This window comes from Shouchella patagoniensis, from assembly GCF_002019705.1.
GTDB classification, from domain to species: domain Bacteria; phylum Bacillota; class Bacilli; order Bacillales; family Bacillaceae_D; genus Shouchella; species Shouchella patagoniensis.
Genome location: NZ_KV917377.1, coordinates 3,862,350 through 3,887,901, shown reverse-complemented (window position 1 = coordinate 3,887,901; position 25,552 = coordinate 3,862,350). Strand labels below are relative to the sequence as shown.

The 25,552-nt window shown below is 39.7% G+C and carries 23 protein-coding genes; 5 read left to right on the top strand and 18 right to left on the bottom strand.

Annotated elements, in window-relative coordinates; all coding sequences use genetic code 11:
* The first annotated feature begins 61 nt into the window (after positions 1-61).
* Complete coding sequence (locus BK584_RS20145; protein ID WP_078394244.1) at positions 62-688, top strand: hypothetical protein; 627 nt, start codon at positions 62-64, stop codon at positions 686-688.
* A 34-nt stretch (positions 689-722) separates the two neighbouring features.
* Here BK584_RS20145 and BK584_RS20140 read toward each other — a convergent pair whose 3' ends face one another.
* The 8 genes from BK584_RS20140 to BK584_RS20105 form a co-directional block, all read right to left on the bottom strand.
* Positions 723-1,448 (bottom strand): FadR/GntR family transcriptional regulator, encoded by a 726-nt coding sequence (locus BK584_RS20140; RefSeq protein WP_078394243.1) that lies wholly within the window; start codon positions 1,446-1,448, stop codon positions 723-725.
* Positions 1,449-1,531: 83 nt separating this feature from the next.
* Positions 1,532-2,221, bottom strand: a complete 690-nt coding sequence (locus tag BK584_RS20135) for a LutC/YkgG family protein (RefSeq protein WP_078394242.1) — start codon at positions 2,219-2,221, stop codon at positions 1,532-1,534.
* Positions 2,214-3,644 (bottom strand): LutB/LldF family L-lactate oxidation iron-sulfur protein, encoded by a 1,431-nt coding sequence (locus BK584_RS20130; RefSeq protein ID WP_078394241.1) that lies wholly within the window; start codon positions 3,642-3,644, stop codon positions 2,214-2,216. The genes BK584_RS20135 and BK584_RS20130 overlap by 8 nt, the downstream gene beginning before the upstream one ends.
* Positions 3,645-3,649: 5 nt before the next feature.
* Positions 3,650-4,369, bottom strand: coding sequence for a (Fe-S)-binding protein (locus BK584_RS20125; RefSeq protein ID WP_078394240.1), 720 nt, complete (start codon positions 4,367-4,369; stop codon positions 3,650-3,652).
* Between the two features lie 12 nt (positions 4,370-4,381).
* Complete coding sequence (locus BK584_RS20120; protein ID WP_078394239.1) at positions 4,382-6,169, bottom strand: L-lactate permease; 1,788 nt, start codon at positions 6,167-6,169, stop codon at positions 4,382-4,384.
* 203 nt (positions 6,170-6,372) lie between these two features.
* Positions 6,373-6,789, bottom strand: a complete 417-nt coding sequence (locus BK584_RS20115; protein ID WP_078394238.1) for an NUDIX hydrolase — start codon at positions 6,787-6,789, stop codon at positions 6,373-6,375.
* Positions 6,790-6,845: 56 nt separating this feature from the next.
* Positions 6,846-7,256 carry an ABC transporter permease gene (locus BK584_RS20110; protein WP_078394237.1) on the bottom strand — a complete coding sequence of 137 codons (411 nt, stop codon included), beginning with the start codon at positions 7,254-7,256 and terminating at the stop codon, positions 6,846-6,848.
* Between the two features lie 251 nt (positions 7,257-7,507).
* A complete protein-coding gene (locus tag BK584_RS20105) occupies positions 7,508-8,365 on the bottom strand; it encodes a glycine betaine ABC transporter substrate-binding protein (protein ID WP_245808918.1) in 858 nt (285 codons plus the stop codon).
* A gap of 195 nt (positions 8,366-8,560) precedes the next feature.
* On the opposite strand from BK584_RS20105, the gene BK584_RS20100 reads away from it, so the two are divergent.
* From BK584_RS20100 to gbsB, 3 genes are all read left to right on the top strand, one after another.
* On the top strand, positions 8,561-9,118 hold the full coding sequence (locus BK584_RS20100) for a GbsR/MarR family transcriptional regulator (protein WP_078394236.1): 558 nt from the start codon (positions 8,561-8,563) through the stop codon (positions 9,116-9,118).
* 125 nt (positions 9,119-9,243) lie between these two features.
* The gene (betB, locus tag BK584_RS20095) at positions 9,244-10,701 is read left to right on the top strand and encodes a betaine-aldehyde dehydrogenase (protein WP_245809024.1); all 1,458 of its coding nucleotides are present in this window, start codon (positions 9,244-9,246) and stop codon (positions 10,699-10,701) included.
* A 75-nt stretch (positions 10,702-10,776) separates the two neighbouring features.
* Entirely contained in the window at positions 10,777-11,985 is a 1,209-nt protein-coding gene (gene gbsB / locus BK584_RS20090) for a choline dehydrogenase (protein ID WP_078394234.1), read from the top strand.
* Positions 11,986-12,209: 224 nt separating this feature from the next.
* Here gbsB and BK584_RS20085 read toward each other — a convergent pair whose 3' ends face one another.
* The 8 genes from BK584_RS20085 to BK584_RS20050 all read right to left on the bottom strand — a co-directional run bounded on the left by BK584_RS20085 (position 12,210) and on the right by BK584_RS20050 (position 21,710).
* A complete protein-coding gene (locus BK584_RS20085) occupies positions 12,210-13,409 on the bottom strand; it encodes a cytochrome P450 family protein (protein WP_078394233.1) in 1,200 nt (399 codons plus the stop codon).
* A gap of 130 nt (positions 13,410-13,539) precedes the next feature.
* The gene (locus BK584_RS20080) at positions 13,540-15,072 is read right to left on the bottom strand and encodes an AbgT family transporter (RefSeq protein ID WP_078394232.1); all 1,533 of its coding nucleotides are present in this window, start codon (positions 15,070-15,072) and stop codon (positions 13,540-13,542) included.
* Positions 15,073-15,295: 223 nt separating this feature from the next.
* Positions 15,296-17,173: a molecular chaperone HtpG gene (htpG, locus tag BK584_RS20075; RefSeq protein WP_078394231.1), complete on the bottom strand. Its 1,878-nt coding sequence runs from the start codon at positions 17,171-17,173 to the stop codon at positions 15,296-15,298.
* Between the two features lie 104 nt (positions 17,174-17,277).
* On the bottom strand, positions 17,278-17,823 hold the full coding sequence (locus BK584_RS20070) for a cysteine hydrolase family protein (protein ID WP_078394230.1): 546 nt from the start codon (positions 17,821-17,823) through the stop codon (positions 17,278-17,280).
* A gap of 184 nt (positions 17,824-18,007) precedes the next feature.
* The gene (locus BK584_RS20065) at positions 18,008-18,469 is read right to left on the bottom strand and encodes a hypothetical protein (protein WP_078394229.1); all 462 of its coding nucleotides are present in this window, start codon (positions 18,467-18,469) and stop codon (positions 18,008-18,010) included.
* A gap of 4 nt (positions 18,470-18,473) precedes the next feature.
* Positions 18,474-18,677 carry a helix-turn-helix transcriptional regulator gene (locus BK584_RS20060; RefSeq protein WP_078394228.1) on the bottom strand — a complete coding sequence of 68 codons (204 nt, stop codon included), beginning with the start codon at positions 18,675-18,677 and terminating at the stop codon, positions 18,474-18,476.
* Between the two features lie 94 nt (positions 18,678-18,771).
* Positions 18,772-19,980 carry a serpin family protein gene (locus BK584_RS20055; protein WP_078394227.1) on the bottom strand — a complete coding sequence of 403 codons (1,209 nt, stop codon included), beginning with the start codon at positions 19,978-19,980 and terminating at the stop codon, positions 18,772-18,774.
* Between the two features lie 59 nt (positions 19,981-20,039).
* Positions 20,040-21,710: a 5'-nucleotidase C-terminal domain-containing protein gene (locus BK584_RS20050; RefSeq protein ID WP_078394226.1), complete on the bottom strand. Its 1,671-nt coding sequence runs from the start codon at positions 21,708-21,710 to the stop codon at positions 20,040-20,042.
* 309 nt (positions 21,711-22,019) lie between these two features.
* On the opposite strand from BK584_RS20050, the gene BK584_RS20045 reads away from it, so the two are divergent.
* The gene (locus tag BK584_RS20045; protein WP_078394225.1) at positions 22,020-23,348 is read left to right on the top strand and encodes a short-chain fatty acid transporter; all 1,329 of its coding nucleotides are present in this window, start codon (positions 22,020-22,022) and stop codon (positions 23,346-23,348) included.
* Positions 23,349-23,735: 387 nt separating this feature from the next.
* Here BK584_RS20045 and BK584_RS20040 read toward each other — a convergent pair whose 3' ends face one another.
* Entirely contained in the window at positions 23,736-24,803 is a 1,068-nt protein-coding gene (locus BK584_RS20040) for a C45 family autoproteolytic acyltransferase/hydrolase (RefSeq protein ID WP_078394224.1), read from the bottom strand.
* A gap of 1 nt (position 24,804) precedes the next feature.
* A complete protein-coding gene (locus BK584_RS20035; RefSeq protein WP_169871407.1) occupies positions 24,805-25,491 on the bottom strand; it encodes a prephenate dehydrogenase/arogenate dehydrogenase family protein in 687 nt (228 codons plus the stop codon).
* Between the last annotated feature and the right edge of the window lie 61 nt (positions 25,492-25,552).

Sequence of the window (25,552 nt, the reverse complement as noted above, 5' to 3'; positions counted from 1 at the left end):
TCCCTCTCTCTATCTAAACAAACTAGGCTATGATACGATTCTATCATAAGGGAGGAATAGAATGGACATTCAAAACATTGCTGGAATAACATGCACAATCATAAAACATGAAGAGCCCTCTGAAAAGTTAGCTATCATCTTACCTGGCCTCGGTTACACCGTACTTGGTTCCTTACTTCACTATCCAGCGCAACTCGCTTTTTCGCACGGTTATGATATTCTGAAAATTCAATATCAATATGAGCCAACAGTATCTTTTGATGAAGTGGTATCTTCATTGTATGAAGATGTACCTCAAGTGTTAGCTACGTTCTTACAAACGAACCCTTATACAGACTACTGTTTGATTGGCAAATCTCTTGGTACATATGCAATGGATAGCCTGCTTCAACAGAGTGATTTTCAAAACGCGATCTCCATCTGGTTAACACCATTGCTGCAAGAAGATCCTGTCTACTTAAGTATGACCGCACGTTCAGCACCTGGGATTAGCTTTATTGGTTCCGCCGATATTTGTTACGTTGCAGACCGTTTTCAAACACTAAATGAATCTCAAATCCAGATGAACCTTATTCCTGATGCGAACCATGCACTGGAGTTATCAACTTCACAAGCAAACGATAACCTTGCCATTTTAATGGGTATTTTAAATAAGATTGATCACTTTTTAGCAGCTCATAACAAGTAAAACGCTCCAGCGTTAGCCAGAGCGTTTTTTCTTTTTATTCACCATGCTTGCGCTGTTCATATTCCATCAATGCCTCTTCTACATTTATAAGATGGTCCATCATCGCACCATTTGCTGCATCAGGATCTTGCGCCTCAATCGCATGATAGATTTGTTCATGCTCTTGATGAAGTCGTGTTAATGTTTGTTTTTCTGCATACAGACTAATTTTTCGACTTTCATACATTGTAAGTGCCAGCGTATCTGAAAGTTTCTGCATCATTTCGATTAGTAACTGATTTCCAGTAGCCTCTGCCAACGCCAGATGAAACCTGACATCTGCTTTTTCTCCAAGATCTTTCCCGGCTTCAGCGATTTCCATCTGATCAAGGGCGTCCTTCATTACTGTAAGATGATCATCTGTACGGTTATCAGCTGCAAGGCTAGCCGCTCCTACTTCAATGATTTTCCGAACTTGAAACAACTCTTGCTTTTCCTTGTTAGAAAGAATTTGATGTATGTCTACTGGATCTACCATGCTGGAAAAATCATATTTATTAACAAATGTCCCCTCACCTTGGCGAATCGTCACAAGCCCTACTGCTCGCAATGCACTAAGTGCTTCTCGCACCGCAGAACGACTCACTTCAAAACTTGCAGAAAGTTTCTCCACAGAATCAAGCTTTTCGCCAGGTTGTATATCACCATTTCGGATCAACTCTTCAAGTTGATCCCGAATAACTTCAGAAATCTTTTTTGTTTTTACTTGTTTAAATGCCATCGTTTGACACCTCATTTAAATCTACTACCCCCAGTATAGCATACAGACGTCTAAAGGCTGGTGCTTAGCGCACCAGCCTCAACTTACTTATCGTCAACTAAAATATAGCAAGCTCTTAGAGGCCCATGCACACCAACTACTAAACTCATTTCAATATCTGCACTATTGCTCGGTCCTGAAATAAAGTTAATACAAGATGGCAAGCGTCCCGCTTGTGCCAATTCATGAATTCTTGTTGTTGCTTGCGTTATTCTTGGTACGAGAGAGCTCTTCGGAATAATCGCAATGTAATAACGGGGCAACAAACTAACAGATCGTCCTTTGCCATTACCGCTTAATAGTGTCACCGTACCAGACTCTGCCAATGTGCAATCTGTAAACGTTATACCGACATCCGCTTTTTCAGCCAGTTCAATTGATTGATTCTCAGGGTGTGTTTCCCATAAATCAACTTGTTCTCTTTTTAGGAAATTGCTTAATCCAAACTCATTAAACCGGGGATCATCCCACGTAATAACAGAATGGGCAGCATATTCTTTCAAAACAATATCAATGGTTTCTTCCAATCTACTCATTATTGTTTGCTTGAAGTCAGTATGAATTGCCAGACATTGATCTTTTAATACCCCGACTAACTCGTCTTGAGAATAATTTTCCATGACCCGCAATTGCGGAGCATGTTTATAACTTGGTCGAACCACACCTTCTGTTTTCCGATCGCGTCCCAGTTGTTTTGCTAAGTGATCTAAAAAAGGCTCACGCTTTTCAATCATCCTGCTGCTCCTCCTTTTTCCGGGATGCATACCAATCACGGAATCGCTTTTTCGCCGGGGCTGGCATATTTCGCACATCAGTCCACCCTTTTAACGGACCGGGACCTTTTATAATTGCTCCATCTTTTACAAATGGGAACATGACCAGCCGTGCCATTTTTGTACCTGTCTTGTATAAAACAGGTGAGCTAACCCCCATACCAAACCCCTTCATCGCTAACACTTCTGTTTTTGGCGTTCGTTTTTCCTCTGCAATGACACGACGATGTTTGATTAACATCTCATGAAGAGGTATTTTGACGGGGCATGCATCTGTACAAGCGGCGCATAAACTTGATGCATACGGCAAATCTTTATGGTCATCATATCCTTCTAGAAGCGGCGTTAACACCGCTCCAATTGGCCCTGGATAAATCGATCCATAAGAGTGTCCCCCCACATGACGGTAAATTGGGCAAACGTTTATACATGCTGCACAACGAATACAGTGAAGCGCGGCTTGAAATTCTGTTCCTAAAATTTTAGAACGTCCATTATCCACAATAACGAGGTGAAAGTCTTCAGGTCCATCTACATCGCCTTCTTCACGTGCCCCAGTTAACCCTGTGACATAACTCGTTAACTTTTGTCCTACAGCACTACGGCAAAGCATGCTTACTAGAATATCAAGCTCTTCCCAAGTTGGGACGACGCGTTCCATCCCCATGACAGTGATTTGCGTTTTTGGTAGGGCTGTTGCTAGTCTCGCATTCCCTTCGTTTGTCACAAGCGAAATGCTACCTGACTCGGCAACCGCAAAGTTACAGCCGGTGATACCGAGATCGGCAGACAAAAACTCTTTGCGAAGTTGCTCCCGTGCAAACAACGTTAGCTCTTGCGGATTCTCTGATTTTGTATACCCTTTTTTCACTTTAAACGTATCACGAATTTGCTCTTTGTTTTTGTGCAAGGCCGGTGCAACAATATGAGATGGTGGGTCATGATCATCAATTTGCAAAATGTATTCGCCAAGATCCGTCTCGACAACTTCACAACCAATTTCTTCAAGAGCTTCGTTCATGCTAATTTCCTCGGTCACCATTGATTTTGATTTCACAACTTTTTTCGCGTTTTTCTCTTTGGCCACTTTTTTAATATATTCATTTGCTTCTTCAGCTGTTTGAGCAAAGAAAACATGTCCACCATTCTTGCTCACATTCTCGCTTAACTGATGCAAATAAAAATCGATATTCTCAAGCGTATGCATTCTTATTTCTTCTGATAGGTCACGCCATTCTTCCCAATCGCCAAGCTCAACCTCTGCTTTTGTCTTAGATGTCTTTAATCGCTCTTGAGCAGAACTAACTGCTTGACGCATAAATCCATCTTTTAAACCCTTTTCGATTCGCTTGGAAAAGGCAGGATCACCAACTTTAATGCCCATGCTCGTCACTCCTTGCTATTTAAAATTTGTGCGATATGTTTTACTTGAACCATCTGACCATTTCGCTCAAGCCGACCACCAATATTCATAAGACAACCACAGTCTGCGCCAATTAGTACTTCTGCTCCAGTCCTGTCTACGTTTCTTGCTTTTTCTTCAACCATTTGTTCAGAAATTGTTGGCATTTTTACAGCGAATGTTCCACCAAATCCACAGCACGTTTCTCTATTTGGAAGTTCTTCTAATTCTAGTCCATCTACTTGCTCAAGCAATTTAAATGGGGCTTCTGTTTCTCTTAACAACCTCGTCATATGACAAGACGTATGATAGGTTGCTTTCCCGTGATAGGATGCGTCCACTTTTTCCACTTTTAAAACATTGACAAGGAACTGTGTGAATTCATAGGTTTTCTTTGAAAGTTCCTGTGCACGTTTTTGCCATTCTGGTTCACCATGAAATAACTCTACATACTCATGTAACATCGCTGCACAAGAACCAGAAGGAAGCACAACATAATCTGAATGCGCAAACGTTTTAATCGTATGCTTGGCTGCTTTTTTTGTATCTTCGTGGTAGCCGCTGTTAAAGGCAGGTTGACCACAGCACGTTTGCGCTTCAGGAAAATCGACTTCACAACCAAGTCGCTCTAATACTTCAACCGTATCTTGGCCAACCCCTGGATAAAAGACGTCAGCGAGACATGTCACAAATAACGAGACTTTCATAAACATCCTCTCCTACATGTTTGAACTCTTTTTCTTTTCTTTGTACGAAGGCAGCTTGTCGTTTCTACCATATTTCACTATAAGGATGATAAGAACAAGTAATACAGCCACTATAAACAATGTTCCAATATTAAAACCAAATCCGTGAATCGCAACATACCCTATTCCACCTGCAAACACTAAATAATAAATAAGTGGAATCATCACTTTACGAATGAGTACGCCCTCTTTCCCAACAATTCCTGCTGCCGCTGAAGCTGCAACAACGTTGTGGACGCAAATAATATTGCCTGCTGCTCCTCCAACCGCCTGCAAAGCAACGATTGTTGCAGGATTGATGCCAACATTCTCCGCTGTTCCGAATTGAAATAAAGAAAACATCATATTACTGATCGTATTGCTTCCAGCAACAAACGCACCAAGCGCCCCGATTGTAGGTGCAACAATCGGCCAATGTTCTCCTGTTAAACTTGAAACGGTATCTGCTAATAAGAGCGGCATGCTTTCATAGCCACTCGCGTTCACTCCGGAATTAATAAAAACTTGCACCATCGGGACTGCAAACAATAAAGCTGGTGCCGCACTTATAATCATTTTAGTAGAGTTTTTAACAGCTGTTCCGTATGAACGTCGGTTCATTCGATAAATAAAATAGCTAATGACTGACACAGCAACCATTGTAAATCCAGGTAAAAACAATGGCGTACTAACAATTTCAATTGGCGTGCCAAAGACGTTTTCAAACTGGAGAGCAGCTTGTTTAAGCACATCTCCAAATGGCAGCGCGTTCATTCTTGTAATAACGAGCAAAAAACCAATTAAAATATATGGGAACCACGCTTTTAATGGAGAGATAGTTGGAGTAACAAGCTTGTCAGCTGAGAGCATCCCCATCCATTCTGGATCCCATTTTGATGAATCAACAAAATCCCACGTTTGTTTTGGCATAAACCAACCCTTTTTAGCAGCTGGAACCACGATTGCAAGACCAATTAATCCACCGAATAAGGATGGAAACTCTGGTCCGAGTAAATTGGCAACAGCTACATAAGGGACAGTGAATGCAATACCTGCAAACAAAGCAAATTTCCATACCTTAAGACCCGCTCGAATCGATCGTTTCTCTCCAAAGAAGAGCGTTAACATCATAACCATTATTAACGGAATGAATAGCCCAACTATTCCGTGTACTATTGCTACTTGTGCACCAATTGATCTTATGTAAACATCTGTTGTCATTCCAAGTGTTGCAGCTGTTTCCATCACATTTTCTGAACCCGCTAAACCCGATCCAACACCAATTAATATTGGTGTCCCTACCGCACCAAAGGAAACAGGCGTTGATTGAATAATAAGTGCAACCATGACAGAGGCCATCGCCGGAAAACCAACAGCTACAAGCAAAGGAGCTAGAATCGCAGCTGGCGTTCCCCAACCAGATGCCCCCTCGATGAATGATCCAAAAAGCCAACAGATAATGATGGCTTGAATCCGCCGATCTGGTGATATATTCGTAAATCCTTGCCGAATCGTATGAATTGCACCGCTCTCACGTAATGTGTTTAACATCAGCACTGCACCAAATACGATAAATAATACTTCTAAAGCGGTAACAATCCCTTTCATACTTGACGCGACAATTTGATTAACAGGGACTTGCCAAACGAAATATGCAACGATAACTGTAATTATAAATGCAATTGGCATTGCTCGTTTGGCTGGCCATTTTAGAATAACTAAAAACAAGAGAACAGATAATATTGGCGTAAGTGCAATGATAGAAAACCAACCTGTACCCAAGACATTTCCTCCTTAAACAAGTCCATTATATCATAAGGTCATCAGATGACCTTATGTAAGCCTTTACAATATATCGAATTTTTTATCAGATAGCAAGAGAATTTTTTAATGTAAGACTTTGGCGCTCAAATTTCCTCTATATCTGTTCCTCTTTCTTACTAATTACCAAACTTCAAAAAACGCATGTGGCAGCTGCACATACGTTATTGTCTTCCCTGATAAATATATTCTATATGCACCTTTATTCGATCTTCAAGATTCCCTTGATAATAAGGCATCAGTTTATTAGCAGTTTTAAAGTCAACCCATCTTGCTTCATTAATCCACTCTTTATCCTCAATCGCAATTGTACCTTCAACTTTTTCAGCAAGGAAAGTAAAAAACAAGACATGTTCTTCTATTTTTGTCATAAATGCTTCGTTCACGGCAATTAGTTTTCCAAGTTCCACTTTTAAACCAGTTTCTTCTCTTGCTTCACGTATTGCAGCCTGCTCAAGCGTTTCTCCCTTTTCAACGGCACCTCCTGGCAAAGACCAGTTATCATGTTTCCGATTATGAACTATCAAAACCTCTTCTTGTTCATTTAAAATGACCGTATAGACAACATCGACACGTTTCATATTTCACCACCCTAAAAATGACAGGGGTTTATTATAACGAATATTAAGAATAAAATCTATCTTTTTCTTTGGTAGTTTTTAAATGCCTGCATCGCAATCAATATAGAAAGGAATGTAAAACTAGCTAGTATGCCTAGACAAATCCAAATGTCTATCCAATTAGCGTCAGACGTTAATGCTTCTCTCGCTCCTTCAATTGCCCAATTTACTGGATTCGCTTTAGCGAACGCGCCCACCCAATATGGTACAAGATCTAACGGCATAAACAAGCTCGATAAAAATAATAGTGGCATTTGCATAAACCCGACAATAGAGGTTAGCGCTTGTTCATTTCGCACAACAAGGGCAAGAGCGAGGGATAATGCCCCAAAAGCTAAGCCAACAAACACTGCACATACAATTAAAACGAATAGACCAATCATCCCACCATCAAAACGAGCCCCGAGAATAAAAGCAAGGCCAATCATGATCACTGACTGCTGTTAAAGAAGTAAACACCCATCTATATCCTCAAAATAGACGTTACTCAGTAAAAAACGATACAGCTAAACAAAACGCTATTTCAAAAAAATCACAAAAACACTCTTCTATCACTTTTGACTTTAAAAAAGACAAGCTAATCAACCACGAACAAGCCATTTATTTGTTAAAACAACCATCCTCATCCACAAAAAAAGCAGGGAGCTGCTTATGCAACGACCCGCTTTTTTGTATGTGTTCATTCGATTCCTTCAAGCCATTCATCCACTTTATCTTGGTTATCTTCTACCCATAATTCAGCTGCTTCTTCCGCTTCCATACCTTCTTCAGCAATATAGGTCATGACTTCATTCATATCATCAGCAGTCCAATAAAATTGGTCCAGAATCCGGAATGCATCTGGATCTTCCTCTTCTAATCCTTCACGTACAAGCGTTCGGATTTCTCCGTTCGCTTCAAATACACCTAAAGGATCTTCAAGAAAACGAAGTTCAAAAGAGTTAAATTTCCAATGTGGTTCCCACCCTGTAACAACAATAGGTTCACCAACTTCATATTTTTCTCGAAGTTGTTGCGTCATAAATGCGTCTGTACTTAAAGTAAGTTCTAAATCTAAATTATATTCTTCAATTGCTTTTTCAGTAGCTATTGTCACTCCGGCACCAGCATCAATTCCTGTAATTTCACCAACCACATCGGTTGACAAGTCTTCTATGCTTTCAATATCCATATATGTAGGAACAGCAAGTCCAGTTTGTGCTCCTTCTAAGTTTGCTCCTAAATCAACAACTTGATCTTGATACCGTTCGTAATCAGCTTTCATATCTTCTGGTAACCATCCGGCAACATGGCCATCAACGTTCCCATCGGCTACGCTTTGCCACATGACGCCTTGTTCAACAACCGTTAACGTCACATCATAACCTGCTTGTTCAAATACTTCTCTGATGACATGATTGGATGCAAGTTCGGAATCCCACGCCACATAAGTTAGTTCGATTTCTTTTGAATCGCTTCCTTCAACAGCGTCTCCATCCCCGCATGCAGCTAATACGAGTGGAGCAATCGCAATAATTGACCATAATCTCTTTTTCACCTTGCATCTCCCCTTATAATTTTGTAAAATTTGTTTAGAATGAATTAAACAATTTAGACATAATACTAACATAGCTACTTCATCTGTCAATGATAAACGCTTTCAAAAAATAATGTGAGTCTGTCTTGCGTTATAATATACAAGCAGCTATACTAGCGCTACAATTTGTACTATGTAAAAAAAAGAGGTGCTTCAATGGAAAATGAACAACATGCACGTGAAGAAATTGACCGTATCCATTCAATCATAAAAGATAGCATTGCAGATACAATGGATATATACGGAGTTAATCGTTCAATTGGACAATTATACGCGACGCTCTATTTAAATGAACAACCGATGAACCTTAATGAACTTCGCGATGAGCTTGGGATGAGTAAAGGTAGCATGAGTATTGGTGTACGCAAACTAATGGAAGAAAACATTATTCACCGTGTTTATCGTAAAGGAGAACGGAAAGATCTTTACGAAGCCGAACGAGACTTTTTTAAATTCTTTACTTCTTTCTTTACACGCAGATGGGAAAGAGAACGAAATGTGAATATGAAGGCAATTGAACAAGCGGTCCCACAATATGAAGCACTCGTTCAGAACGAAGATACTCCTGAAGAAATTCGTGAAGAAGCTGAATATACACTAGCAAAAATTAAAGCCTCCTTGCAATATTATGAATTTCTTGATCTCCTTGTGACTCAATTTAAAACTGGAAATTTGGCACAAGACATCATTGAACGATACAAACGAGACAACTGAGTCTTCCTGAAAAAGGGAAGACTCTTTTTTTGACAAGATCTTCATTCAATGTTAAATTGGGTTTTGTATTAATCGTTTAATATATTTTAAACAAAATGAAAGGTGGCTATCCTTTGCACATTCAAATGTATATCGACGGACAATGGACAGAAGCAACCGCAAATAAAAAACGGGATATTATCAATCCGTTTAATCAAGACGTTATTGCAACTGCCTCGGAAGGTACAAGCGCTGATTCAGAGAAAGCGATTGCCGCGGCTAGAAAGGCGTTTGATGAAGGTTCTTGGGCAAGCACCCCAGCAAGTGAGCGGGGAGAGATGGTCCGCTTAGTCGGTCAAAAAATAAAAGAGAATCGTGAGGAATTAGCTCGCTTAGAAACATTGGACACTGGGAAAACACTTGAAGAGAGTCTTGGCGACATGGATGATATCGCTAACGTTTTCTACTACTTTGCTGGACTTGCTGACAAAGACGGTGGAGAAGTAATTGAAAGCCCTCTTCCAGATTCAACTAGCAAAGTTGTGCGTGAACCAATTGGTGTTTGTTCACAAATTACACCATGGAACTATCCACTTTTACAAGCAGCATGGAAACTCGCTCCAGCACTTGTTGCCGGAAACACGCTTGTTATTAAACCAAGTGAAATTACACCACTTACAACAGCAAAAGTATTTGAGTTTTTCGAAGAAGCGGACTTCCCGGCAGGGGTCGTTAACCTTGTCCTTGGAACAGGCTCTGAAGTAGGTGCTCTTCTATCCGAAAGCACTGACGTGGACCTAGTCTCCTTTACTGGTGGAATTGAAACAGGGAAAAAAATCATGCAAGCCGCAAGTGGGAACGTGAAAAAAATTGCGCTTGAGCTTGGTGGTAAAAATCCAAACATCGTTTTTGCTGACGCAGATTTTGAAACAGCCGTCGACCAAGCATTAAACGCTGTCTTTTTCCATGCCGGTCAAGTGTGCTCTGCTGGATCTAGACTACTTGTTGAAGAATCGATTCATGATGCTTTCGTTGAAAAACTTATTGAACGTGCTGCTCGCATTAAGCTTGGCAATGGATTCGACGAAACAACCGAATCCGGTCCACTCATTTCTGCAGAACACCGTGCAAAAGTCGAGCGTTATATTGAAATTGGAGTAGATGAAGGCGCGACTCTTGCTGTTGGTGGAAAGCGTCCAGAACAAGACGAATTAAAAGCTGGCTTCTTCTTAGAACCAACCATCTTTACGAACTGTAACAACGATATGCGTATCGTTCAAGAAGAAGTGTTTGGTCCAGTCTTAACAGTTGAAACTTTCACAACTGCAGAGGAAGCTATTACAAAAGCAAACGATACAATCTATGGTCTTGCTGGAGCCGTATTCTCAACTGATATTGATAAAGCAGAAATGGTCGCAGGAAAATTACGCATGGGAACTGTTTGGATTAATGATTTCCACCCTTATTTTGCACAAGCCCCGTGGGGCGGATACAAACAGTCTGGCTTTGGTCGCGAACTTGGTAAGATCGGGCTTGAAGAATACACGGAAGTAAAACATATTTTCCGTAACAAAAATCCGCAACCCGTTGGATGGTTTAAATAAAAATCAGTTTCAAACGTGGAAACACGCTCCGTGAATAGATAAATAAATCAAACTTACTTAAAGGGAGAGATTTCGATGAGCATGCACATGAAAATAGAATCGATGTTAGGCTACCATTCATTTGAGGTACCAACAGCAATCAAACATGGTATTGGTGCTATTAAAAATCTTGGGGGCGAAATGAAAGCATTTGGATCAAAGAAAGTTCTTCTTGTTACTGATCCTGGAATTTATAAAGCTGGTGTGACAAAGCCTGTCGAAGAAAGCTTAAAAAATGCAGGAGTTGAAGTTGTTTTATTTAATGAAGTGGAACCAAACCCTCCTACGCGTTTAATTGCTCGCGGATCTGCATTTTATCTTGAGAATGATTGTGACGGCCTAGTTGCCGTTGGTGGTGGTTCTTCCATGGATACAGCGAAAGCGATTGGTGTTGAAGTGACACATGAAGGTACAGTGCTTGATTATGAAGCTGCTGATGGCAAGAAGCCACTAGAAAATCGTATTCCAACACTTGCAACAATCCCAACAACAGCAGGGACAGGTTCCGAAGTAACACAATGGGCGGTGATTACAGATGAAGAGCGCGAATACAAATTTAACACTGGAGGCCCGTTAATCGCTGCTCACCTAACAATTATTGATCCAGAGCTTCACACATCAATGCCTCCTCACGTAACTGCAATGACTGGTATCGATGCAATTGCACACGCAGTTGAATGTTACACAATGAAATACGCACAACCTGTAACAGATGCAGTTGCTTTGCTTGCGATTGAATATGCAGCAACGTACATCCGCCGTGCATACTCGGATGGTGATGATTTAGAAGCTCGTTACGGAATGGCTCAAGCAGCCATGCTAGCTGGACTATCTTACGGAAGCGAATCGGCTGGTGCTGCACATGCGATGAGCCAATCGCTAGGTGGTATGGTTCCCGTTGCTCACGGTCAATGTGTAGCAGCAATGATGGGTCCTGTTATGGAGTTTAACTGGATGGGCGCACCTGGACGCTTTGCTCGCATCGCTCAAGCATTCGGAATTGATACAGCGAACATGACGACAAATGAAGCAGCTAAAGCAGCTGTCAAATATATGTACGACCTTGTTGAAGAACTTGAAGTACCAACTCTTGAACAACAAGGCGTTGATCCAAAACAAGTAGAGCGTTGGTCAAAAGAAGCATTAAAAGACCCACAAACAATTGGTAATCCTCGTGACCTAACACAAGCGGATTACGAGTGGATCTACAACCGTTGCTTCAACCTTGTTCCCTCAACGATCTAACACGTGATTTGGCTACTATCTAACAAAAAAGGAAAGACAATCTTAAGATTGTCTTTCCTTTTTTCATTCATTAAATCGGGCATACAGAAGCAGAACACCTAACAGTACCTCTATAAACACCATATACGACATTGCCACGTTCAGTCTTTCGGTACGAACTAATGGAATTGTACCTGAATAACCATCTCTATTATCGTAATAAGTGGATCGAGAATGTGCACTATTTAAACAAGTTTTAATGGTAATTTCTTCAATCCCCGAATGATTAAACTTTGGCGCCATTCTAGCTCCGATAATTCTGCATCGAGCGAAAGGTTTGGATAATTTTCGAGCAACACTCGAATCGCTATCTCCCCTTCTAACCTTGCAAGCGGTGCTCCAAGACAGAAGTGAATGCCTTTCCCAAAAGCGAGATGAGGGCTTTTTTCACGGGTAATATCCAGTTTTTCTGGATCTTTAAAAACAGTTGAATCATTGTCCGCTGAAGCCAAAGAAACAAGTACATGATCTCCTTTATTTACTTGTTGGCCCATAAACTCAAACGATTCCCTCGCCCACCTGTCCGTACTAAATTCTACTGGACCATTGTAGCGTAATAGTTCTTCTACCGCCTGCGCAGTAAGTGCAGGCTCTTCTTTTAGTTTCTTTAATTGATCAGGGTGTGTTAATAGGGCGAGCACGCCATTTGCAATTAAATTAACGGTTGTTTCATGTCCAGCCACAATCAATAACATAATGACACCATAAAGCTCTCGTACGGTTAAACGATCTTTTCCCTCCTCCGCTAGAATCAACTCAGACAGTAAATCGTCTTGAGGTTGCTCGCGTTTTGCCCCAATTAGTTTTTCTAAATACTGATGAAACTCTAACATTGCTGCTTGAAAATCCTCATTAAAGGTTGGCTCGTCACTAATCTCAACCATAATATTGGACCACCGCTGAAAGTCATGACGATCTTCAGACGGAATGCCAAGAAGTTCACAAATAACGATAATCGGGATAGGGAATGCATAGGCTTCAATAAAATCGACACTTTCTTTGCCTTGCATGAATAGCGCTTGTTCTCGCGCAATTTCCTCTATTCTTCCCTTAAGTCTTCCGATCATTTTCGGGGTAAACCCTCTCTGCACAAGGCTCCGCAACCGCTTGTGATCAGGGGGATCCACAAATAACATGCTTTGCGCAATCGGGGTCAAATTTTCTTCAGTCACTTCCTCTGAAAATACCTTCTTCATATCTTTAATAAAACGTTCGTCTTTCAGTACCGCCTCTGCCGCTTCATAAGAAAAAGCCATCCAAGATTCTTGGACCCCATTGTGAATCTTCACTTTAGCAAATGGATGGTGCGGTCGAATCTCTTTATAATACGTATAGGGACTTTGATGAAATTGTTTTGAAAATAAGTCCATCGGAATTGAGCTCATCTTTTTTTCTCTCCTTTCCCCGTTACCTTATTAAATTTATTCGAGATAAACGTTATGAACCCTTTTGTAAAAATAAGTACTAATAAACGAAAAACACCATATCCGCTAAGCGGATATGGTGTTTTTACACTTATGGATATAGAACAGGGGCATTTGGACCTAATGGAAGTCCTGTAAAGATCCAAACAATAATAAATACTGCCCATGTAATTAATAACCAAATAGAGAATGGCAACATAACCGAAATTAATGTGCCAACGCCCATATTTTTATCGTATTTCTGCGCAAAGGCAATAACGATTGCAAAGTAAGTCATCAATGGAGTTATAATGTTTGTAGAAGAATCAGCTACACGGTAAACCGCTTGAGCTAACTCCGGAGAATAACCGATTTGCATCATGATTGGCACAAACACAGGTGCCATCATCGCCCACTTAGCCGAAGCACTACCTACAAACAAATTAATAAATGCTGTTATGATTAAAAATCCAATAATCACCATAACGCTGTCCATATTTAAGGAGGTTAGTAGTTCCCCTCCATAAATCCCCATGACCAAACCTAAATTGGATTCATTAAAGTATGCAACAAACTGACCAGCAGTAAAGGCAAGTACAATAAACATCCCCATTGAGGCCATCGTGTCGGACATTTGATTGGCGACATCTTTATCATTTTTAATCGCTTTCGTCACTACCCCATAAACTAGACCAGGAATTAAAAACAGTAATAGAATAATAACAACAAGAGAATCCATAAATGGTGAAACAACAATTGGACTATCGCCTGTCCCACGCATTGGCCCCCATTCTGGGAATACAAGCAAACTCATTAAACCTGCTGATATCGCAAATGAAATCATTGCATAAATTAAACCTTTTTTCTCAATAGGCTTTAGTTTATCGAGGTCGCCAGTATACTCTCCTTTATACTTTCCTAGACGCGGCTCAACAATTTTCTCAGACACTAACGTGATCACAAATGTGACTAAGAACGTTGAAGCAATAATGAACCACCAGTTCATTGCATTATTCATTTGGTCCGCATAGGCTGGATCTATTGTCGCTGCTGCTTGCATCGTCATTTCACCAAGCATGGGATCTGTTGCAGAAAGCATTAAGTTCGCACTAAATCCACCTGAAACCCCTGCAAATGCTGTCGCTAGACCGGCCATTGGATGACGTCCTAATGCTGCATAAATAACTGCTCCTAATGGAGGTAACACAACATAACCAGCATCCGATGCTACACTGGACATGATAGCTGCAAAAACAAGACCTGCTGTAATTAAACGGTTCGGAATTGACAGAACAAACCCTCTCAAACCAGCGCCAATTAAACCGCTTCGTTCACATACTCCGATACCAAGCATCGTTGCCAACACAACACCTAAAGGTGCAAATCCTATGAAATTATCTACCATGCTTGAAAAGATATAGGCAATTCCCTCGCCATTTAATAAATTTTGAACTTCTACTGTTTCACCAGGATTTGCTGGATCTTCAACAGATACACCCAAACTGGCAACGATGGCTGAAGCAATAAGGACCATAACTGCTAATAGCGCAAATAAATTAACTGGATGCGGTAGCTTATTACCAACTCTTTCAATCATATCTAGAAAGCGTTGAAAAAGCCCGCCTTTTTTAACGTTTTCTGCCATTTCTCACCCTTCTTTCTGTACCATTTTCATTATCAATCATTGTGTAAAAGATCTGACAATTCATTAAGGAAATCTATTATAATTACCACACGCTATACTATGGTAAACATCGTATTTCAAAATTGCAAGGCATACTAAAAAATTATACAAATAAAATTTTTCCAACGTTTTTTTCTTCTACATAAAAAAAGACAGGGGCTTTATTCCCCTGTCCTATCTCTTTTTATACCATTACTTTACACATATCTTTTGTAAACTCAACTGGATCTTCTAATGGCAATCCTTCAATTAGCAATGCTTGACTGTACAATAGGTTCGTGTACAGAGCTAGCTTATCTGAATCTTCTTCATTCGCTTTTTTCAACGACTGAAAAACCTCATGGTTGCTATTTAATTCAAGTACTTTTTCTGCTTTTACATTTTGGTTGTCTGGCATTGCTTGCAGAACTTTTTCCATTTCTAGCGTAATCTCTCCATCTGCCGCTAAGAAAACTGGATGTGTTTTTAATCGTTTTGACACGCGCACATCTTTGACCTTACCAGAAAGAATTTCTTTCATTTTTTCAAACAACTCATCGTTTTCAGTGTCCGATTCCGTGCTGTCTTCTTTTTCGTCTTCTTCCATTTTCAAGTCTGCACTAGAAACAGAGACAAATTCTTTTTCATCATAAGCACGGAGCATTTTTATAGCGAACTCATCGACATCTTCTGTGAAATAGAGAATTTCGTAACCTTTATCAGCCACCATCTCCGTTTGCGGCAATTTCGCAATTCGCTCTGTTGACTCTCCAGTTGCATAATAAATTTGTGTTTGTCCTTCTTTCATGCGAGAAACGTAGTCAGCAAGTGAGACAAGCTTCTTTTCTGTAGATGAATAGAACATAAGCAAGTCTTGTAAATCATCTTTGTTGGCGCCAAAGTCATTATATACGCCAAATTTCAATTGACGACCAAATGCTTTGTAAAATGTTTCATACTTATCCGGATCTTTTTTCAACATCGTCTTTAGCTGACTTTTAATCTTTGATTTGATATTTTTAGCGATTAATTGTAATTGGCGATCATGCTGTAACATTTCACGTGAGATGTTTAAAGACAGATCTTCGGAATCAACCATCCCTTTTACAAAACTAAAATAGTCTGGCAGGAGTTCGGCACTTTTTTCCATAATCAAAACGCCATTAGCATAAAGTTCAAGACCCTTTTCATATTCCTTTGAATAATAATCAAATGGCGTATTTTCAGGGATAAACAGAATCGCATTATAGCGAACAGCTCCATCAACCGCAACATGAATGTGCTCAAGAGGCTTATCAAAACCGTAACGCTTGTCTTGGTAAAACTGCTCATAATCTTCATCCGTCAGTTCACTCTTGTTTTTGCGCCAGATTGGCACCATGCTATTAATTGTTTGCTCTTCTTCAAATTCTGTGTACTCTTCTTCATTATCCTCTTTTGGTTTGCTAACTGTCACATTCATCTTAATCGGGTAGCGAATAAAGTCAGAGTACTTTTTAATAATTTGCTGTAAACGATACTCTTCCATATATTCATCATACGATTCATCTTCCGTGTTCTCTTTTATATGAAGCGTAATTTCTGTACCAACTTCTGCTTTCTCTGCTGGCTCAATTGTATAGCCATCTGTCCCATCAGATTCCCATAAGTATGCTTGATCACTATCAACTGAACGGCTAAGAACAGTGACTTTATCTGCAACCATAAATGCTGCATAAAAACCTACACCAAACTGACCAATAATATCATGGCCATCTTTGATCTCATTTTCTTTCTTAAAAGCGAGTGAACCACTCTTGGCAATTGTACCTAGATTTGATTCTAACTCTTCTTTTGTCATACCAATACCTGTATCTTTAAGTGTTAACGTCCGTTTTTCTTTATCAGCTTCTACAAAAACCGCATAGCTTCCTTGCTCAAAATCAAGTGACTCATCAGTTAGTGAACGATAATACATCTTATCAATCGCATCACTTGAATTTGAAATCAATTCACGTAGGAATATTTCTTTTTGAGAATAGATTGAGTTAACCATCATTTCGAGCAATCGTTTTGATTCTGCCTGAAATTGTTTCTTTTCCATTGCAAACACTCCCTCGTTCTTATCAACTACTTTTAGCACTCAACCACATTGAGTGCTAACATGTCTTATTTTACCGGATTCGTTCGTGACGTCAATAGCTTTCCTCAATTTATTATGGTAGAAATTGGGGTAACATCGGCTTTTAAAATCGTCTTGAAGTGATCAAGTGAGCGGTCGTATTCCTCCTCTGTAATTGAAGCAAATCCGTCTTTTGGGATATGCAAATCATAACCTAGCATATAGGCATCATTCGCAGTGAATTCAATACACATATTCCCGACTACTCCAGTTATTATTAACGTCTTGGCGTCCATCCTCTTCAATAACATATCAAGAGGTGTTGCAAAAAAACCAGAGAATTGAGGCTTTAAAACGGAATACTCCTCTTCACTTGGTGCTAAGATTTCAGCAATTGGCGCCCCTGGCAAACCAGCGTTAACAATATGGTTATATACTTGTGTAAACTCTGATTTCCAATCCCCATAGTTGTCATTTACATAGATAACTGGATAACCTTTATCTTGCATATGCTTTTTTAACTTCGCTACCTGTTCCGCACACTTGTATGCAAGCGGATAGAGTTGTTCAGCACCTTTAAAATCAAATGGATTAATCATGTCAATTATTAATAAAACCGTTTGTTTATTCATGCTTTCACCTCTACTTAATAAAAATGTTTTTTCTCTAAGGCTTAACGTTTTATGCAGTAAAACCACATGTAACTTGATTTTTTTGAAGCACACAGCATAAACCTGAGAACGATTAGCATCGTGACTTATCGCTCTATAAAATACAGGTTCTAATTGTTCGTACACTCTTTGTAATATGCTTCAGTTATATTGTATTAGCCTTACGCCATGTAAACAAGTAAACAAAGATTTGCAACAATGGACCAACCATTACGAGAACGATTGGCAAATATGGAAGTACATTTTGAATAAGGGGATACACAATCAGAAATGCTGCCAAAACGGGATAGATGTAGAACATACTCATATAAGAAGCACGGCATGCTTTTGCCGTAATTTCCTTTTCACGCTCATCACGTTCTTTAAATTCAGGTGGAATAAGCATCAATTCCTTAAGCGGGACTTTATTCTTTTTTGTCATATAGCGAAGGTAAAAACCATAAGGAATCATCAAAATGAATAAAAGAAAACCCGGTGTTAAATTAAGAAAGAAGAATGTCCCTTCTGATCCAGACAATGTTAAAGATGCTCGGTAATACTCAATTAGCTGCCACGTAAATAGACTAAGCGCTACAAAGGAAAATGAAACTCCAATCCAAAACCGCATAAGATCACTCCTCTTCTAAATAAAAAACCGCTTCAACCGTCGTATCAAAAACCTTTGCAATTTGTAAAGCAAGCAACAAAGAAGGTGAATAACTTCCCTTTTCTAATGCGACAATTGTCTGCCTTGTTACTCCAACCTTTTCCGCTAGGTCTCCTTGCGTTATTCTTTTTACAGCCCTTAACTCTCTTACTCGGTTCTCAATTGTCATAATCCACCTTCTTCCAATTTTATTGTATACTAAACTTTACTTTATGTATAGTCTACTATACATAAAAACGTAAAAAAAGACAGCTTTTGCTGTCTTACTCAAAATCCCCTTGTTCAGATGGATCCATCATCACACCCGCAAATAACACGATGTTTGTCTCTTCATCAAGAATGGCATATAGAAAAGGACGGTCTGCTACGAATCTTGTATGATGATCCATTTCAATTGAGCTTTCAAGCGTTATTCCAACCGCAGTTACAGCAGCTGCAACTGTCCCTTCCGTATCTACTTCAATCATTGCCTTTTGAATGACCTCATCAATATACGTATAAGCACCTGGAATCGCTTCAAACATTTGATTAAGTGATGCATTTTCAAACAACGAAGCCATCCCCATCGCTGAAAGGATTTGTTCTAAGTTATGTTTTTGTTCAAATGTAAATAACGGGAGCTTGACTTCAACAGCTTTTTCATTAAAAGACAGTTCACTTAAATGCTTAATCGATTCGCCAAGATCAGTAACTGACTCATTTGGTAGAGCCACAAGCATCGAGAAACGCGGGTCTTCATATGCGATTTTTACAACTTCTACTTCCTCTGTTTTCACATAAGGCATCGTTGTTTCTAACGCCATAAATGGAACTTCAATTGACTTGTTCTCTGTTAAATAAAACGGCTGGTTTGGCGTTTCTGTAAACGGTTCACCCCATTTGGCATCAAAAAAAACGGTATTGATTAGATAAGCAATTGTATCCTCTTTAATCTTTTCGACGACTGTTGGAATACGCCCTTTGGTTTTTTCATTCACCCAAGAATTGATTCCATCCACTGTAAGTTCATCGCTTACATCTGCATCAAACATTGTTTCCATGTCTGCAATATAATCATCAAATAAGATCGCTCCATTGCCATACCAGACTGAGTTCGCAACTTGAAGTTCGATATCAGTATTATGGAGGTGATCTAGTTGTTGTTTTAGTGCAGGGCCAATTGCATCATTTGGTTGAAGCTCTAACAATTCTACTAGATCTTCTTTCGTTTGAGCATCCGCCCCAGTATAGAGCATCGAGAGAGCATGATAAACACTGTATGGTGAGACTAGCATATTCTCGCCCTTGTTCTCTTTCCATACTTCACTTAGTAGTGTATTGGCAAATGTATTTTGAGCGATGCTAATTTGCCCTACTTCTTGATTATTATGTTGAATGATGCTTTTATTTCCACCTGTCTCATCTTCTCTTCCACACCCAACTAGCATCAAAAAGCTTATACTAAACATCATGAGTTTTCGAGAACGTTTCACTCCTCCTCACTCCTTTCATTACAATCCTATTCGACGATTCTCGCAAGGCTCCTCTATCCTTACTGAATTTTAATTGTTGCACCTGCGTAAATAAGATCGCTATCGTAAAGATGTGGGTTTAATTCCATCAATGTTGTCCAAAGAAGATTGTGGTTGAGTCCAATTTCAAATAATGTATCTCCTGGTTGAATGATATACAGCGCTGATTCGCTATTTCCCCCTGGTTCTATTCCCTCGTCTACAATCATTCTACCCGTCACTTCAGGCGCGATCTCACCTGCGCTCTGTAAATAATTCATTAGCAGCTCATCAATCGCATTAAACTCATTTACTAAAGGGGCTTCAGCCAATTGATTATATTCATCACCGCCTGCTGCTAGAAAGTCATTTGTAGCCAACACATACGTTGTATCTTCAGTTATTGGCTCACCAGCAATTTCAACTGAATGGACACGACTACCAGATGGAGCATCTGGATTAAATGCAAAAGTAAATCCACTAATTTGCGGGAAACCACCACTTGGTTCAGGGTATGCCTTTACACCATTCTCTAGCAACTCAATCAACTGAGCTCCAGTCACTTCTTTCGTAACTCCGAAGTTACCAAACGGTGAAACAGAAACAAGGTCTCCTTTTGTAATCTGACCTGGCGCAATCGATGCGCGAATCCCACCGCCATTTGTCAAGGCAATATCAGCGTCAGTTGCTTCTCGCAGTACATCAGCAATGAGATTGCCAAGATTCGTTTCTTCAACCCGTACATGCTCACGCTCACCGTTTAGTTTAATTGCAGTCTTGCCCACAACTTCTGCCAACAGTTCTTGTTGATTTGCCTCCATATCGGTTAAGAGTGATTCCACTTCTTCATCTGGCTCACCAGCATCTTCTTGATTCATTAACCATGCTTTTTTCTCTACCAATTCATCCTCTTCAAATGTTAATTCAACGATGCCAAGATTTTGCACATATTCTCCAGCACTTGCAATTAACGTCTCGTTGCCTGCCTCAACACCATGCGTCAAAATCGAATGGCTATGTCCATCAATTATCACATCAATACCTTGGACTTCAGCAGCTACTTTTTCACTTGTGTCCACACTCGATTCATCAATTCCTAAATGTGATAAACCAATAATGACATCCACATCTTCTTCCTCTAGCTCCTTCACCATTCTCGCTGCTGTAACAGATGGGTCATCAAATACAACCTCTTTCACATTGTCTGGATGGGTTTTATAAGCAGTTTCTGGAGTTGATAAACCAAAAATACCAAGTGTCACACCATTCACTTCGCGTAAAATGTAAGGCTCAAATAATGGGTCACCAGACGCATCAAGCACATTCGCTCCAATAACTGGGAAATTCGCCATCTCCGCAAGCTCTTGCAAGCGGTCAAGTCCATAATTAAAATCATGATTTCCAGGCACAAGTGCATCATAGCCAATCTGATTATATGTTTTCAGTATGGATTCACCTTGATCCAAAGTGGCAAATGTTGTGCCGTGAAATGTATCGCCAGCATCAAGCAAAAGGGAGTGTTCTCCCTGATTCTCTTCGATCATTGTTTTTAACTTAGCAAAGCCCATGCCGTCAAACTCACCTTCAAATGCCCTACCATGAGAATCATTTGTATGTAAAATACGAACCGTTTTCTCTTTGGCGCCCGCTTCTTCGGCGTAAATTGATAATATCCCTAGGGCAACCAATACCAATATTGCCTGCTTTTTCATGACATAGCCTCCTTTTTCTCTCTACTTTACGCTATCAGTGTAAGGCCATTGTTTCAATTGGGATAATTTCTTGAAAAGATTTTTTTAGGATGCCTAATTGTTAACAAAAAAATAGAAGCCCATTTTATTGAAGTCATTTTTGTTATTGAGTGAATAGAAAAACTCTATTATTGACTTCTCCATTAACTCTGATATAAGGTAAAATACACGCCAAAGAAAGCGCATACATACAATTTGCTTACGAGACTTTCATCTCTCTTACAATTGTTAACTTTATTACAATAAAGATTTGAAAAAGGTGGTTTTGTTATGTTTGGAGCTATGACACGTTTTTTTGATCGCATTGTTCAACGTTATTTACCTGATGCATTTATTTTTGCGATTCTTTTAACAATCCTTGTTTTTATAATAGGAGTATTTGCAACAAACAGCTCTCCTGTTGATATGGTCAATTATTGGGGATCAGGCTTTTGGGATTTATTATCATTTACAATGCAGATGGCTCTGATTGTAGTAACTGGTTATATTTTCGCAAGCTCTAGCGTGATAACTAAATTACTGAAACGTCTAGCCACCCTTGCTAATACGCCAGGGCAAGCAATTGTTCTTGTTACACTTGTCGCATCTTTTGCTTGTTTAATTAACTATGGGTTCGGTCTAGTAATTGGTGCTTTATTTGCCAAACACGTTGTGAAAAGAGTGCCTACGGTTGATTATCGTCTTTTAATTGCTTCTGCTTATAGTGGTTTTCTTCTTTGGCACGGAGGGTTATCCGCGTCTATTCCCTTAACAATAGCCTCCAATAATCATTTTTTAATTGATTCGTTAGGCTTAATTTCAGTTACACAAACGTTATTAACACCTTATAATCTTTTTATTGTGATTACGTTAATTGCAACATTACCAGTTATTAATTATTTCTCCTTAAAATCAATTAAAGACAAAACGTTGATTGATCCTACTTTTTTAGAAGCTGATAAAAAAATAGAGCTCGCAGCTGCTTCTGACAATCTTTTAACACCCGCTGAGCGTCTCGAAAACAGCCAAATCTTATCTTGGATCATTGGTGGAGCAGGACTGGTTTTTATCTTTTTTCACTTCATAGCCAATGGATTAGATTTAAACATAAATATTGTAAATTTCACATTTTTATTTTTGGGAATTTTATTTCATCGGACACCTAAACGTTTTCTTGATTCCGTTACACAAGGGGTGAAAAATGCAGGCGGAATTATTATTCAATTCCCATTTTATGCAGGAATTATGGGGATGATGGTTGCCTCTGGACTTTCGGAGCAAATTGCTATGTGGTTCGTCAATATCTCAACTGAAGCAACGTTACCTTTTTTAACATTTATTAGTGCTGGCATTATTAATTTCTTTATCCCTTCTGGTGGTGGTCAATGGGCTGTTCAAGGACCCATTATGGTTCCCGCAGCTCTTGAATTAGGTGCGGATACCGCTCGCGTAGCTATGGCCGTCGCTTGGGGCGATGCATGGACAAATATGATTCAACCATTTTGGGCTTTGCCAGTTCTCTCCATTGCCGGTTTAAAAGTTCGAGATATTATGGGCTTTTGCTTGATCTTATTAATATGGTCCTTCATTCCAATTACGATCGGTCTATTCTTTTTTTGATGAACATCTACATAAGGAAAACATGCACTTAGCAATTGAAATGCACGGACGAGGACGGTTACCAAATATTCTATCGCTAAGCGCTAAACGCTCTCCCCTTTATCCATTCATCTTATCGTTAAAATCCCATTGAAGGAAATCTTCAATGGGATTTTGTTTAAATTAAAGCAAGTCTGCTATAATTTATCGCTATTACCGATATTGCTATCACACCTGCAACTACGATTTTGCTGATTTACTTTTTAAAACAAAACGATTAATCACTTTCTTCACGCCATAAATTGCAACTACTGTGAGGACTCGCGCTGCTACTTTACGAATCATAGACACGCCCCTTTCTTCTCTTTAAGGTAATATACCCAGAAACGACTTAGCTAAAGCACATTGCTATTTGGTTCTAGACCAGTCTGCGGGGAAGTCCATATGTAAAAAGGGTACGTCCGTGTCGATTCCCCCCGTAATACGCTCTTCACTTACATCTTTGCCCTCAAGCCATTCTCCAAAATCAATAACAAATGGCTTCTTGTCTGGACCAATTGCAAACCATGATTTCAACTCATCAGGAAAATACATTGAAGTGTGAATTGTTCCGGCCCAACTCGAATACAAATCGGAGAAAAGACCACGATGCTGCCCATTAAATAAGGAATAAGCTTCTTTTGCAGATAACTCCTTTCTTTGACTTTCCTCAAGCACTTCTAACCTTCGCTTTGAATCAACTAAATGATGGCGATTTTCTTTAGCTAATTGTTCGAAGTGATTTGTACAACGGATTGCAGATCGGACATGCGTCTCCCTCGGTGTCGCTTCAACAATCATCGTCTTTCCACTTCTATCATAAACAATGTAACTAAACGAATGGCGATGAGGAATTGTTTGTAGTAATTGAACAGCTTCCTCTACTGTCGCACACGTCTCTAAAATAAATCGTCCTATCATACAGCAAATAAATCCTGGGCCAGGGTTTTTTCGATTCATAAAGTTGTAGCCCATGGCAAGACCAGCTTCATTCATTCCATCCATTCTTCCAGTAATGCGCTGGCTCGGTGCCATCACCGCATAACCTCCATCGTTTGGTTGAAACAATGTATAACGACCTTCATACGTCTTTGGATGATAATCATAGTTACGGATCAAATAATTTGTTCCCGTTGCGATAGAGCAGCCAGATCGATTATAAGGAACACGGTATCCACCAAATTCTGCAAGAACACGTTCCATCGACCATTCAAGAGCTTCCCGTAAACCAATAAGCTCATGCCATATTGGTTGAGAAATCGCTGTAATTTCTTTCTTTGCTTCATCTATATCAATTAAAAACCTTTTCTTCCGCACCTTCCATTGGTTTTCTCGATTAAGTACTGTAAATGAATTTTTTAAAAGCACTCCTTGCTTGTAGCCAAACTCTTCATGAGAGCCTCTAAATTGAATGATGTCACTGTATACCTCTCTCATCTCAATTCCCACCTGTCTCGCTTTCCAGTTTCTCAGCAAGTTCTTGACCAAAATGTCCTAAGTCATTTCGGACATATGCACTCATCGTTCCTGCACACACACTTTCAATAAGAATGTTTTCCATTTCCTCTGGCAATCCATACATCGTTAATTGTTTGCGTAATGCAACCGCCGTTCTTAAGCCTGCTTCAGCTGCCATTGTAGATAAAACAGGTACACTTTTTGCATCACCCATTCGGACGGAACCCATTCCATAAAATAAATCAGCAATCATATGAAACACCTCTCTTTTATCCGTATCGACAACGACAATAGCAGACTTCCCTTGCTCTAAAGATCCTGCGTGACCAATAATTTTAGCTTCCACAAAATAAAGATTTAAGTAATTCTGCTTTAACTGTTCTTCAAAAAAAGCTTTCGTTGAACAATTAATGAGGATCGCTCCATCTTTGGCAAAAGAAGCTGCTTGTTTAGCAATTATTGATGTAGTAGCTGCCGGGACACACAGGATGATGACGTCGCTCTCTTCTAGTTTTCCTAGGTCGGTTGTGTAAGCAGCTCCTATGCGTTCAGCCAATTCTTTGCCCTCAGATTTTCCATTGTTAATTAAAAGTCGGTTATGTTCTAAAGGAAGACGCTTGGCAATAACTGAACCCATCCTTCCAGTTCCAATAACTGTAACGTTCATAAACATCCTCCTCTTCATCTAGAGTATACTCTTTTATTAGTAATCTTCTCAATCTAGAAAG